This is a genomic window from Leifsonia sp. Soil_N53, assembly GCF_057655165.1.
The window spans coordinates 15761-28816 of the sequence record NZ_JBDGMM010000055.1 but is presented as its reverse complement, the minus strand read 5'-3'; the positions used below and the strand labels follow the sequence as shown (position 1 = coordinate 28816).

Here is a 13056-nt window from a genome sequence, read left to right as displayed (position 1 = left end):
CGCACGATCCAAACGAGCCGAGGGGCACGTCGTTGTCACTTCCGACGTCGGAAAGTGACAACGACGTGCCCCTCGGTGGTGGCGGAGACGCTCAGTGCGCGAGGGAGATTCCCTGCGTGCTGGGGTTGTCGCTGTAGACGCCGTCGATCACGTCGGCGAAGTCGGACAGGATCACGTTGCGCTTGATGCTGAGCTTGGGCGTGAGGTGGCCGCTGGCCTCCGTGAGCTCCGTGGCGAGGATGACGAACTTGCGGATGCTCTCGGCGCGCGAGACGCCGTGGTTCGCCGCGTCGATAGCGCGCTGGATCTCGGCGTTCACCGCGGGGTTCACCGACGCCTCGGCGAGCGTCATGTCCTTGTCCTCGCCGTTGTTCGCCAGCCAGGTCGGCAGCATCTCGGTGTCGAGCGTCACCAGGGCGGCGATGAACGGCTTCTGGTCGCCGACGACCACCACCTGGCCGACCAGCGGGTTGGCGCGGATCGGGTCCTCCAGCGCCGCGGGGGAGACGTTCTTGCCGCCGGCCGTGACGATGATCTCCTTCTTGCGTCCGGTGATCGTCAGGTAGCCGTCGGCGTCGAACGAGCCGAGGTCGCCGGTGCGGAACCAGCCGTCGTCGAAGGCCGCGGCGGTCGCCTCGGGGTTCTTCCAGTACTCCTTGAAGACGTTGATGCCCCTGACCTCGATCTCGCCGTCCTCGACCAGGCGCAGGTCGACGCCGGGGAGCGCGGGGCCGACCGTGCCGATCTTGAACATGTCGGGCCGGTTGACCGTCGCGGGCGCCGTCGTCTCGGTGAGGCCGTAGCCCTCGAGGATCTTGATGCCGAGGCTGTGGAAGAAGTGGCCGAGGTGCGCGCCGAGCGGTGCGGAGCCGGAGACCGCGTACTTCACGCGGCCGCCCATCGCGGCACGCAGCTTGGAGTACACCAGCCGGTCGTAGACGGCGAACTTGAGCTTCAGCCCGAACGGCACAGAGCCGGCCTCGACGGCCTTCGAGTGCGCCACGGCCACCTCGGCCGCTGCGCGGAAGATCTTGCCGCGGCCGCCGGCCTCCGCCTTCTGCTCCGCCGAGTTGTAGACCTTCTCGAACACCCGCGGCACGGCGAGGAGGAAGGTCGGCTTGAAGCTGGCCAGCGCGGGCAGCAGCTGCTTGGTGTCGGCCTGGTGGCCGACCTTCACGCCCGCTGTGACGCAGAGCGCGGCGATGAACCGGGCGAAGACGTGGGCGGTCGTGATGAACAGCAGGGTGGAGGCGCCCTCCAGGACTTCGCCGAGCGCCTCGGCGGAGTTGCGCGACAGCTCCACGAAGTTGGCGTGGGTGAGCACGCAGCCCTTGGGGCGGCCGGTGGAGCCGGAGGTGTAGATCAGGGTGCCGATGTCCTCGCCGCGGGCCAGGTTCCTGCGGCGCTCGATCTCGGCGTCCGGCACGTCCGCGCCGCCGGCCACGAGCTTGTCCAGGTCGCCCAGGTGGAGCTGCCAGACGTTCTGGATGAGCGGGAGGTCGGGGTGCACCTCGTCGAACCGGGAGAACATCTCCGCGGTCTCCAGGATGACGGCCTTCGCCCCCGAGTCCGACATGTTCCACTGCACCTGCGCGGGCGAGGACGTCTCGTAGATCGGGACGAGCACGGCGCCGGCGAACCAGGCGGCGAAGTCGATCAGGGTCCACTCGTAGCGGGTCTTGCACATCAGGCCGATCATGTCGCCCGGCTCGATGCCCGCGGCGACCAGGCCCTTGGCCAGCGCGACGACCTGGCGGTGGAACTCCGCCGCGGTCACGTCCTTCCAGCCGGCGCCGTCCGGGATGCTGAACAGCGCCGCGTCCGGAGTCGCGGCGACCCGCTGCACGAGCAGGTCCGTCGCGTTGGCCTCCGGATCGGCGGGGACGACAACGGGCGTTTCGAACTGGTTCACGGTAACTCCCTCGGTACCGGGCGGACAGGTGACCGGGCCGAATCGCTCCGGCTCGCGGTGGTTGATTACACTCTAGATGGTGCGGCAGGGAGTGTCCCGTGACGGCCCCGGACCGCGCATCCCACTGACCCGCACCAACCCGGAAGGGGCCGCCTGTGCACGCCATCGGAATCGACATCGGCGGGACCAAGATCGCCGGAGCGGTCGTCGACGAGTTCGGAGCGATCGTCCGCGAGGACCGCGTGCCGACCGACGCGTCCCGCCCGGAGGAGATCGAGAACGCCGTCGTCGCCATGATCGAGCGGCTCTCGGACGGCCCGGAGCGGATCGCGGGCGCGGGCGTCGCGGCGGCCGGCTTCATCGACGCGGCGCAGTCCACCGTGTACTACGCGCCGAACATCAACTGGAGGCACGAGCCCTTCCGCGAGAAGCTCGAAGCGCGCATCGACCTCCCGGTCATCATCGAGAACGACGCCAACGCGGCGGGCTGGGCGGAGTTCCGCTACGGGGCGGGCCGGCTGGTCAGCGACATGGTCGTCCTGACCATCGGCACCGGCGTGGGCGGCGCGATCGTCAGCAACGACCGGCTGTTCCGCGGCGGGTTCGGCGCGGGGGCCGAGATCGGCCACATGCGCGTCGTCCCCGGCGGCCTGCCGTGCGGCTGCGGCGCGCACGGCTGCATCGAGCAGTACGGCTCGGGCCGCGCGCTGCAGCGGATGGCCAACGAGCTCGCCGACGCCGGCGGCATCGGGCAGGCGCTCGCGGACGTGCGCAGCCGCACCGGCGAGCTGGCCGGGACCGACATCTCCGCGCTGATCCTGGCGGGCGACCCGGGCGCGCTGGCCGCGCTCCGCCAGCTCGGCGACTGGCTCGGCCAGGCCTGCGCGAGCCTCGGCGCCGTCCTCGACCCGCAGCTGTTCGTGTTCGGCGGCGGTGTCGCCCAGGCGGGCGAGCTGCTGCTGGAGCCGATCCGTCAGGCGTACCTGGAGAACCTGCCGGCGCGCGGCTTCCACCCCGAGCCGGAGTTCAAGATCGCGGAGCTCGTCAACGACGCCGGGGTGGTCGGCGCGGCCGATCTGGCTCGCCTGCACGCCGCGCTCTGAGCCGGTCCTCCCACTGCGCCGGTCCTCCCACTGCGCCGGTCCTCCCACTGGGCGGGGCGGGGCAGTAGGCTTTCGATCGATGTTCTACTGGCTGATGAAGAACCTGATCGCGGGGCCATTGCTCCGCGGCGTCTTCCGTCCCTGGGTCGTCGGGCTCGACAACGTGCCGGCGAACGGCGCGGTCATCCTCGCCAGCAACCACCTGTCGTTCATCGACTCGATCTTCCTGCCGATCGTCGTCGACCGGCACGTGTCGTTCCTCGCCAAGAGCGACTACTTCACCCGGCGCGGCCTGAAGGGCTGGGCGACCAGGGCGTTCATGAACGGCACCGGCCAGCTCCCCATCGACCGGTCGGGAGGCAAGGCGTCCGAGGCGTCGCTCAACACCGGGCTCGCGGTGCTGGCGCGCGGGGAGATCCTGGGCATCTACCCGGAGGGCACCCGCAGTCCCGACGGCAAGCTCTACCGCGGGCGCACCGGTGTCGCGCGCATGATCCTGGAGGCCGGGGTCCCGGTGGTCCCCGTGGCGATGATCGACACGGCCGAGATCATGCCGATCGGCAAGCGGCTGCCGCGGATCGGCCGGATCGGCATCATCATCGGCGAGCCGCTCGACTTCTCCCGGTTCGAGGGGATGGAGGGCGACCGCTTCATCCTCCGCTCGGTCACCGACGAGATCATGTACGCGCTGCACGGCCTGGGCGCCCAGGAGTACGTCGACGTCTACGCCAGCACGGTCAAGGAGAAGCGCGCGGAGCTCTCCGCCGGTGCGGCCCCGTCCGCGCCGGCCGCGGTCCCGTCACAATCTGCTGCAGCGACTCCGGAGGCCCGCCCGGCGCGATAGGCTCGGTTATCCCAATCCACCCGACCGAGCGGAACCAGAACAGTGCTGCAGACCACAGATCCCGTCGTGAAAGCTGACGACTCCGTGATCGAGGGCCTGGACTATTGGCGCACGCTCCCGATCAAGCAGCAGCCGCAGTGGCCGGACGCGGAGGCCGCAGCAGCGGCGTCCGCGGAGATCGCGACCCTGCCCCCGCTGGTGTTCGCCGGCGAGGTGGACCAGCTGCGTACGCGGCTGGCGCGCGCTGCGCAGGGCAAGGCGTTCCTGCTCCAGGGCGGCGACTGCGCCGAGACGTTCGCGGGAGCGACGGCCGACCAGATCCGCAACCGTGTCAAGACGGTGCTGCAGATGGCCGTCGTGCTCACCTACGGCGCGTCCGTCCCCGTCATCAAGATGGGCCGGATGGCCGGGCAGTTCGCGAAGCCCCGCTCCAGCGACACCGAGACCCGCGGCGGCGTGACGCTGCCGGCGTACCGCGGCGACATCGTCAACGGGTACGACTTCACCCCGGAGTCCCGCGCGGCCGACCCGCGCCGGCTGGTCCAGGGCTACCACACCGCGGCCTCCACGCTGAACCTGATCCGCGCGTTCACGCAGGGCGGGTTCGCCGACCTGCGCGAGGTGCACAGCTGGAACCGGGGCTTCGCCGCCAACCCGGCCAACCAGCGCTACGAGGGTCTCGCCCGCGAAATCGACCGCGCGATCAAGTTCATGGAGGCCGCCGGCGCAGACTTCGACGAGCTCACGCGCGTCGAGTTCTACAGCAGCCACGAAGCGCTGCTGATGGACTACGAGCGCCCGATGACCCGGATCGACTCGCGCACCGGCACGCCCTACAACACGTCGGCGCACTTCGTCTGGATCGGGGAGCGCACCCGCGACCTCGACGGCGCGCACGTCGACTTCCTGTCCCGCGTCCGCAACCCGATCGGCGTCAAGCTCGGCCCGACGACGTCGGCCGACGACATGCGCCGCCTGATCGACGCGCTCGACCCGGAGCGCGAGCCCGGCCGGCTGACCTTCATCACCCGCATGGGCGCCGGCAAGATCCGCGACGCGCTCCCGCCGCTGCTGGAGGCCGTCAAGCGCTCCGACGCCAACCCGCTGTGGGTCACCGATCCGATGCACGGCAACGGGCTGACCACGCCGAACGGCTACAAGACGCGCCGCTTCGACGACGTCGTGGACGAGGTCAAGGGCTTCTTCGAGGCGCACCGCGCCGCGGGGACGAACCCGGGCGGCATCCACGTCGAGCTCACCGGCGACGACGTCACCGAGTGCCTGGGCGGCTCGGAGCACATCGACGAGGAGACCCTCGCGACGCGCTACGAGTCGCTGTGCGACCCGCGGCTCAACCACATGCAGTCCCTGGAGCTGGCCTTCCTGGTCGCCGAGGAGCTCAGCCAGGCCTGACTCCCGCACGCACACGACCCCGAGGGGCACGTCGTTGTCACTTTTCCGCCCGAGAAGTGACAACGACGTGCCCCTCGATCGTGCGTGGGGGGAGTGCGCGGGATCCGGGGTCAGAAGCCGGCGAAGTTCACGGTGACGGTGGAGCCCTTGGGCGCCTGGGTGCCGGCGTCGGGCGAGATCTTCGAGACGACGAAGCCCGCGGGCAGCAGGTCGGCGGCCGGACTGTACTTGAGCTGGAAGCCCGCGTCGGTGAGCGCCTTCTTGGCCTTGTCCCACGTCTGGCCGACCACGTCGGGCACCGGCACCGGCTGCGGGCCGCGCGACGTCTCCAGCGCGAGCGTGTCGCCCGGGCGCACCGGCTGGCTCTGCGGCTGGGCCGAGATGACGTCGTCCTTGTCGATCGTGTCGCTGTAGCTCTGCGGGCCCGCGGTGGCGTGCAGGCCGACCTTCTCGAGTGCGGCCGTCGCGGCCGAGACCGACTTGCCCGCGACGTCCGGGATGGGTCCCACCGAGACGACGAGGTTCACCGCCGCCGCCTGGAAGTAGTCGCCGCCTCCGGAGATGTCGCTGCCGTCCGAGGCGCGCGACGCCGAGATGACCGTGTTCGCCGGGACCTTGGCGTCGAACTGCTGGGCGACATCGCCGACCTTCGCCCCTGTGGCCGTGATCGAGGACTTCGCCGCGTCCACGTTCTGCCCCGCGAGCGGCGGGATCTTCACGGGCTTCGGGCCCTGCGAGACGCGGATCGTCACGGTGCTGCCGCGGTTGGCCGACGCGCCGCCCTTCGGATCGGTGCTGGAGACCTGCCCGGCGGGCACGGTGACGCTGTACTCCTGCGCCTGAGCCGTCTTGAAGCCGAGGTTCGTCAGCGTCGTGACGGCCGCCGCCGGCGCCTGCGCGACGACGTTCGGGACCGTCACGAACGATCCGGGACCCGAGCCGAAGTACCAGCCGGTGCCGCCGGCGACGGCGGCGAGCAGGAGGACCAGCGCGAACAGCCACCAGCCCTTGCCGCGCCGGCGGCGGGCGGCCAAGGTCAGGGTGTCCGTCGCCGTCGGCGAGCTGGACGCGACCTGCTGCCGGATGGCCGGGTTGATGATCTGGGTGTCGCCGTCGGCGATGTCGAACGCGGGAGGCAGCACCATCGTCGGCTGCATCACGGCGTCGCCGCGGATCGACTTCTCGGCCTCGAGGAGCCGGTCGAGCATCTCGCGGGCGTCGGAGGGCCGGCGGTCCGGGTCCTTCTCGGTCGCCCACAGCACGAGCTCGTCCAGCTCCGGCGGCACGGCCGGGTTGACGCTGCTCGGCGCCGGGACCGGGTCGTTCGCGTGCTGGTAGGCGATCTGCATCGGCTGCTCGCCGTGGAACGGCTGCGTGCCGGTGAGCATCTCGTACATCATGATGCCGAGCGCGTAGATGTCGCTGCGGGCGTCGGCGACGCCGCGGGTGACGAGCTCGGGGGAGAGGTAGGCGATCGTGCCCAGCAGCGCCTGGCCGGTCGCGGTGTTGGCGCTCGCGGCGCGCGCGAGGCCGAAGTCGCCGATCTTGATGCGGCCGTCATCGGCCAGGAGGACGTTCTCCGGCTTGAGGTCGCGGTGCACGATGCCGGCCTTGTGCGCGGCGGCGAGGCCGCTGAGCACGGCCTCCATGATGTCGATGGTCTGCTCGGGCGTCAGCTTGCCGTAGTCCTTGAGCAGGTCGCGCAGGGTGATGCCGGGGAGGTACTCCATGACCAGGTAGGCCATGTCGGAGTCCTGGCCCTGGTCGAACACGTTCACCACGTTGGGGTGGGCGAGCCGGGCGGCCGAGCGGGCCTCCTGCACGAAGCGGCTCTTGAAGGTGCTGTCGTCGGCGAGGTGGCCGTGCATGACCTTGATCGCGACGCGTCGTTCGAGGCGCAGGTCGGTGGCGAGGTACACCGTCGCCATGCCGCCCCGGGCGATCCGCGAGCGCACCTGATAGCGGCCGTCGATGAGACGTCCGATCATCGGGTCTGTCTGGCTCGTGGTCACGGATCGAGTCTAGGGAACGGAGCCGCCGCGAACCCTGCAAAACACCGGTGTGCGGCGGGGCTGTGACCCGGCTGTGACCTTCCGGCGGCCGGGCCGCTCAGCCGAGCTGCGCCAGCCACGCGCGTGCCGAGGCCTCCCACTTGGCGTAGGCGTCCGGATGGGCCGAGATCTGCACCGCCTGAGCGGCCTGCGTGACCGTCATCGACGTCCAGCCCGGGATGTCGAGGAGGCCGCGCGTGTGGCCTCGGTTGGGGTTGCCAGCCCCGCCGAAGAACGCGAGGGTTGCGCGGGTCGGATCGAGGACCTGGTCCGGCGTGCCCCAGCCCGTGCTCGGGCGCTGCTGGAAGAGGCCGAGGGAGTCGCGGTCGCCGTAGCGCACGTTCCTCAGCCCGGACTCCTGCGCGGCGGCGGCCAGCGCGATCACGATGCCCTGGGCCGGGACGCCCTCCTGGCGGCCGATGCGGACGATGAGCTGCGCGTTGGCCCGCATCTCGTCGGTGAGCGCGACGACCTGGCCGGGCTGGATGACGGGGGCCGGCGCGGGAGCCGGCGCGGCGACGACCGGCGCGGGGGCCGGGGTCGGCTTGTTCAGCGAGGCCGTCGTCATGCCGGGGATCGCGAGCTTCTGGCCGGGGTAGATGATGCTGGCGCCGCTCAGGCCGTTGGCGGCGAGGACGGCGGCGGTGCGGAGCCCGAACCGGGCGGCGATGCCGCTGACGGTGTCACCGCGCGCCACGGTGTAGCTGGTGGCGCCCGGGGGCACCGGCGCGGGGGCGGGAGCGGCCGGAGCGGGCGCCGCCACGGGCTTCGGCGCTCCGCTGAGCGCAAGTACCTGCCCCGGGAAGATCAGGCTCTTCCAGCTCAGCCCGTTGAGCGCGAGCACGGCGGCCGTCGACAGCCCGAACCGCGCCGCGATGGCGGAGACCGTATCGCCGGTCTGCACCCGGTAACTGGCGGGAGCCGCCGCCACCGCCAGCTCGCCGGGGGAGGTCGTCGTCGTCGCCGCGCTTCCGCGGATCGTGTCGCGCGGGCCGGTGTCGCTCTTCCCGCCGGCCTCGCTCTTCTCCGGGGCGTGCTCCAGCCCTGCGCCGGTCGCGGCCTGCGCGGGCGTCAGGAGGTTGAGCGTCACCGCGATCGAGCCGGCGATCGCGATCGGCACCGTGCCCAGCACGCGGCGGTTGGTGCTCTCGCTCAGCGACATGGTCGACCCCCTTCTGAGTGGCAAAGCCGTTCCCACGCTGTCACAGCCTGAGTAAGGAGTCAACCAGCGTGACGCGTGTGACAACAGTTAACATAACCGTAACATTCGCCCGATCGTGTGAACTCCCGCCGGACGTGGCACGCTTGTCTCTGTGAACGAGCAGGTCCAGGCCACAGAGTGGCTCACCATCCCCGACCTCGTGGAGCAGCTCGGGCTCGGCGTCAGCCGCGTCCGCCGCCTCATCGAGGACCGTCATCTCGCCGCGAAGCGCATCGACGGTGTCCTGAAGGTCCCCGCCGTGTTCCTGCGCGACGGGGAGCCGCTCGGCGAGCTGCACGGCACGCTCGTCGTGCTGGCCGACAACGGCTTCGACGACGACGAGGCGGTCGACTGGCTGCTGACCGAGGAGGACAGCCTCGGCATCGCCCCGATCGAGGCGCTGCGCGCCGGCCGCAAGGCCGAGGTGCGCCGCATCGCCCAAGCTCTGGCCTGACGGCTCTGTGCTGACGGCTCTGGCCTGACCGCGGACCGGTCGGGCCGCCCGCTCAGGAGGCCCGGCGGGTGACCGTCACCGCGAGCTCGCGCAGCTGAGCGCGCGCGGCCGGGCCGATCGGCGCATCGTCGAGCGCATCGATGGCGCGCGCGACGTTGTCCGCGATCATGCGCTCCACCTTGTCGACAGCGCCGGAGTCGCGGATCGTCATCTGGAGGGTCTGGATCTGCTGCGGCGTCAGGTCCGGGTCGCCGAGCAGCTCGTCCAGCGTCGACCGCGCGCCCGCCGGGATCGCCTGGCGGGTGAGCGCGATGAGGACCGTCCGCTTGCCCTCCCGCAGGTCGTCGCCGCTCGGCTTGCCGGTGACGTCCGCGTCGCCGAAGACGCCGAGCAGGTCGTCCCTGAGCTGGTAGGCGATGCCGAGCGGGAGGCCGAAGCGGCGCAGCGCGTCGAGCTGGCCGACCGTGGCGCCGGCGAGGCTGGCGCCGATCAGCAGCGGCGACTCGATCGAGTACTTGGCCGACTTGTAGACGATGACGCGCTCGGCCCTGGCCAGCTGGTCGGCGTCGGGCCGGCCGGCCCAGCCGATCTCCTCGAAGATGTCGAGGTACTGGCCGGCGGTGACGTCCAGGCGCATCCGGTTGAACTCGGCGCGCGCCGACCGCCGGGCCGACGCGCTGACGGTCTGGGTGAGGCCCTCGTCGAACAGCTCGTCGCTGAGGATGAGCAGGTAGTCGCCGAGCAGGGTCGCCGCGCCGGTGCCGAAGGCGGAGGCGGAGCCCTGCCAGCCCTCCTGGTCGTGCAGCCGCTCGAAACGGCGGTGCGCCGACGGCGCTCCGCGGCGCGTGTCGGAGTTGTCGATGAGGTCGTCGTGCACGAGTGCGGCGGCGTGGAACAGCTCGAGAGCCGAGGCGACGGAGACGACCGCGTCGAGCGGGCCGCCCGCGGTCACCCCCGCGTCATCGCCCGGCTCGTCGCCCGCCGTCCGGACCGCTTGCCAGCCCCAGAAGCAGAACAGCGCCCTGAAGCGCTTGCCGCCGCTGAGAAAATCCCTCGAAAAAGCCGCGATCGGGGCGAGTTCGTCGGCGATGGAGACGAGAATGGATGCACGTGCATCGAAGAATCCATCGATTCTTGACTGGATGAGGTCGGCGAATCGGATGCTTTCGGACACACGTATAGCCTAGTCAGAGTGGTGCGGCTACAATCGGCCACACAACGCCTAGAACCCGCTAGAAAGAGGGGGATCCGGATGCCGCTTTCAGAACATGAGCAGCGCCTCCTCGAAGAGATGGAACGCAGTCTCTACCAGAACGACGCGGACTTCGTAGCGAAGGTCGGAGGCAAGCGGGCTCGCCCCGCCTACCGCTCGATCGTCCTCGGTGTGCTCGTCGCGGTCATCGGCGTCGGAGTCCTGGTGACCGGCGTCTTCGTCCAACTCCCCATCGTCGGGATCCTCGGATTCGTGGTGATGTTCGGCGGCGTGCTCCTGGCGATAGCCCCGGGCAAACGCGTGGCGATCGACCCCGACGCAGCCGCTTCCGGCTCGTCCAGCAAGCCGACCCGTGGCCAGCCCGGTTTCATGGACCGGATGAACGACCGCTGGGACAAGCGGCAGGACGGGCAGAGCTAGCCCCTCCACCGCACCCCACACCGCACCACACCCTTCGGGCCGATCTTCGGATCGGCCCTTTTTTCGTGCCCGGACACTCCACGGCGGTGCTTTCGCCCTCCATTTCCCTCCACCGGCTTCTGCCGCGTATTTCCGGGCCTGAAACACCCCTAAACGGGGCAAAATTCCCGATTGTGCTGATTTTGTGGATGAGAGTGGAGTAAAGTGGAGGCACACCGCAACCGTGGCCGGGAGAGTGGGGGTGGCACCGATGTTCCTCGGCACCTATGCCCCCAAGCTGGACGACAAGGGGCGCATCATCCTGCCGGCCAAATTCCGGGATGAGCTCGCGTCCGGTCTGGTCCTCACCCGTGGTCAGGAGCACTGCGTCTACGTCTTCTCGCAGCGTGAGTTCGAATCGCTGCACGAGAAGATCCGCCAGGCGCCGGTGACCAGCAAGCAGGCCCGCGACTACCTGCGCGTCTTCCTCTCGGGGGCGAGCGCGGAGGTCCCGGACAAGCAGAACCGGGTCACCATCCCGACCCCGCTGCGGTCGTACGCGGGTCTCGACAGGGACCTGGTCGTGATCGGTGCGGGCAGCCGCGCCGAGATCTGGGACGCCGAGGCCTGGGAGACCTACCTCGCCGAGCAGGAGGCAGCATTCGCGAACACGGAGGAGGAGGTGATCCCGGGATTGTTCTAGCGCCTGGCGCCGGACTCCCAGCCATACGCCCTGACACCACTTCCCCGGTGGCAGGTCGGAATGGATGGGGATCCGGCTCCAGGAGCCGATCCTCCCGGGTGCGGACATGACAGACGACATCCACACCCCCGTCCTCCTCGAACGCTGCATCGAGCTGCTCGGCCCCGCGCTGCAGAAGCCGGGCGCCGTCTTCGTGGACGCGACGCTCGGCATGGGCGGCCACTCGGCCGGCGTGCTGGAGCGCTTCCCCGACGCCGTCCTGGTCGGCCTCGACCGCGACCAGGAGGCGCTGGCCATCGCCGGCGCCCGGCTCGCGCGCTTCGGAGACCGCGTGCACCTCGTCCACACCGTGTACGACGGCATCCGCGACGCGCTCGACGGTCTCGGCATCGACGAGATCGACGGCATCCTCTTCGACCTCGGCGTCTCGTCCCTCCAGCTCGACCGGGTCGAGCGCGGATTCTCGTACTCCAAGGACGCTCCGCTCGACATGCGCATGGACGGCACCAGCGAGCTCACCGCAGAGGTCGTACTCGCCACCTACTCCGAGGCCGACCTGCGCCGCATCTTCCGCGACTACGGCGAGGAGAAGCTCGCCGCCCGCTACGCCCGCCGCATCGTCGAGGAGCGCCAGTCGGCGCCGATCGTCCGCTCGGGCCAGCTCGTCGACATCCTGCAGAAGGCCACGCCCGTCGCCGTGCAGCGGCAGGGGCATCCGGCCAAGCGCGTGTTCCAGGCGCTGCGCATCGAGGTGAACCAGGAGCTGGCGGTGCTCGAGCGCGCCATCCCGGCCGCGATCGACGCGCTGGCCGTAGGCGGCCGCATCGTCGTGGAGGCGTATCAGTCGCTGGAGGACCGCATCGTCAAGCGCGAGCTGCAGACGCGGTCGCGCTCCAGCGCGCCGGCAGGGCTTCCCGTCGAGCTTCCGGAGCACCGGCCGGAGCTGAAGCTCCTGATCCGGGGCGCCGAGCTGGCTGACGACGAGGAGAAGGCCGCGAACCCGAGGGCGACCCCGGTGCGCCTGCGCGCGGCCGAACGAGTGAGGAGGGGCTCGTGAGCAGCAACCCGATGGGAGCGGCCGTCCGCCGACGGCCGACCCTGACGTGGCACGCGCCGGCGGCGGCGACTGCGGCCACGGCGCCCGCGCTGGACCGCGTCCCGCTCCTCGACAGGCCCGAACAGCCTGCGCGCGAGCGCCGCTCGCACCTCGAGGTGGTGTCGACGCGCAGTCAGCGCCGGGCGCGCCCCCGCACGCTCTACGCGATCACCGCGGTGTCCTCCCTGCTCGTGATCGTGGTCGCGCAGCTGCTGCTCAGCATCGGCGTCTCCCAGGGCGCCTACCAGCTCAGCTCCCTGCAGACCCAGCAGACGCAGCTCCAGCGCAGCTACCAGGCCGCGTCGGAGGACCTCAACCGGCTCACGTCGCCGCAGAACCTCGCCGCCAACGCCAACGCGCTCGGCATGGTGAGCAACAGCAATCCTGCCTACCTGCGGCTCTCCGACGGGGCGGTCCTGGGTGCGCCGCTCGCGGCGACCGGGGCGGCGGGCACCGTGACGGGAGGCCAGGGCAACCTGGTCCCGAACTCGCAGCTGAACGGCGTGCCGCTCGTCGCGGCGGGGCAGACCGTGACCGGCGGCCCGGCCGCAGCGGGGGCGGGCGCCCAAGCTGGGAGTTCCACAACCCCGGGTGCGGCATCCACGCCTCCCGCCAAGCCGTCCGTACCGTTGCAGGGAGCGTTGCCGACACCGGTGACGCACTGACG

General features: G+C 70.7%; 12 protein-coding genes. 8 read left to right on the top strand and 4 right to left on the bottom strand.

What is annotated here, in order from left to right; all coding sequences use genetic code 11:
• Nucleotides 1-91 precede the first annotated feature (91 nt).
• A complete protein-coding gene (locus tag AC3A3H_RS08090; protein ID WP_487614043.1) occupies nucleotides 92-1912 on the bottom strand; it encodes an AMP-dependent synthetase/ligase in 1821 nt (606 codons plus the stop codon).
• Between the two features lie 155 nt (nucleotides 1913-2067).
• On the opposite strand from AC3A3H_RS08090, the gene AC3A3H_RS08085 reads away from it, so the two are divergent.
• From AC3A3H_RS08085 to AC3A3H_RS08075, 3 genes are all read left to right on the top strand, one after another.
• Nucleotides 2068-3015, top strand: coding sequence for an ROK family glucokinase (locus tag AC3A3H_RS08085; protein WP_487614042.1), 948 nt, complete (start codon nucleotides 2068-2070; stop codon nucleotides 3013-3015).
• Nucleotides 3016-3094: 79 nt separating this feature from the next.
• Nucleotides 3095-3859, top strand: a complete 765-nt coding sequence (locus tag AC3A3H_RS08080; protein ID WP_487614041.1) for a lysophospholipid acyltransferase family protein — start codon at nucleotides 3095-3097, stop codon at nucleotides 3857-3859.
• A gap of 66 nt (nucleotides 3860-3925) precedes the next feature.
• Entirely contained in the window at nucleotides 3926-5272 is a 1347-nt protein-coding gene (locus AC3A3H_RS08075; protein WP_487614040.1) for a class II 3-deoxy-7-phosphoheptulonate synthase, read from the top strand.
• Between the two features lie 110 nt (nucleotides 5273-5382).
• Here the strand turns inward: AC3A3H_RS08075 and pknB are convergent, their stop codons facing one another.
• The gene (gene pknB / locus AC3A3H_RS08070; protein WP_487614039.1) at nucleotides 5383-7284 is read right to left on the bottom strand and encodes a Stk1 family PASTA domain-containing Ser/Thr kinase; all 1902 of its coding nucleotides are present in this window, start codon (nucleotides 7282-7284) and stop codon (nucleotides 5383-5385) included.
• Between the two features lie 97 nt (nucleotides 7285-7381).
• Nucleotides 7382-8485 carry a LysM peptidoglycan-binding domain-containing protein gene (locus AC3A3H_RS08065; protein WP_487614038.1) on the bottom strand — a complete coding sequence of 368 codons (1104 nt, stop codon included), beginning with the start codon at nucleotides 8483-8485 and terminating at the stop codon, nucleotides 7382-7384.
• Between the two features lie 151 nt (nucleotides 8486-8636).
• Between AC3A3H_RS08065 and AC3A3H_RS08060 the strand changes: the two genes are divergently transcribed.
• Nucleotides 8637-8978: an Rv2175c family DNA-binding protein gene (locus AC3A3H_RS08060; protein WP_487614037.1), complete on the top strand. Its 342-nt coding sequence runs from the start codon at nucleotides 8637-8639 to the stop codon at nucleotides 8976-8978.
• A 52-nt stretch (nucleotides 8979-9030) separates the two neighbouring features.
• Here AC3A3H_RS08060 and AC3A3H_RS08055 read toward each other — a convergent pair whose 3' ends face one another.
• Nucleotides 9031-10152 (bottom strand): polyprenyl synthetase family protein, encoded by a 1122-nt coding sequence (locus AC3A3H_RS08055; RefSeq protein ID WP_487614036.1) that lies wholly within the window; start codon nucleotides 10150-10152, stop codon nucleotides 9031-9033.
• Between the two features lie 78 nt (nucleotides 10153-10230).
• Between AC3A3H_RS08055 and AC3A3H_RS08050 the strand changes: the two genes are divergently transcribed.
• The 4 genes from AC3A3H_RS08050 to ftsL all read left to right on the top strand — a co-directional run bounded on the left by AC3A3H_RS08050 (nucleotide 10231) and on the right by ftsL (nucleotide 13054).
• Nucleotides 10231-10611: a DUF3040 domain-containing protein gene (locus AC3A3H_RS08050; protein ID WP_487614035.1), complete on the top strand. Its 381-nt coding sequence runs from the start codon at nucleotides 10231-10233 to the stop codon at nucleotides 10609-10611.
• Between the two features lie 250 nt (nucleotides 10612-10861).
• Nucleotides 10862-11293, top strand: coding sequence for a division/cell wall cluster transcriptional repressor MraZ (mraZ, locus tag AC3A3H_RS08045; RefSeq protein WP_487614074.1), 432 nt, complete (start codon nucleotides 10862-10864; stop codon nucleotides 11291-11293).
• Nucleotides 11294-11399: 106 nt separating this feature from the next.
• Nucleotides 11400-12350, top strand: a complete 951-nt coding sequence (gene rsmH, locus AC3A3H_RS08040; RefSeq protein ID WP_487614034.1) for a 16S rRNA (cytosine(1402)-N(4))-methyltransferase RsmH — start codon at nucleotides 11400-11402, stop codon at nucleotides 12348-12350.
• Nucleotides 12347-13054 (top strand): cell division protein FtsL, encoded by a 708-nt coding sequence (gene ftsL, locus AC3A3H_RS08035; protein ID WP_487614033.1) that lies wholly within the window; start codon nucleotides 12347-12349, stop codon nucleotides 13052-13054. The genes rsmH and ftsL overlap by 4 nt, the downstream gene beginning before the upstream one ends.
• Nucleotides 13055-13056 lie beyond the last annotated feature (2 nt).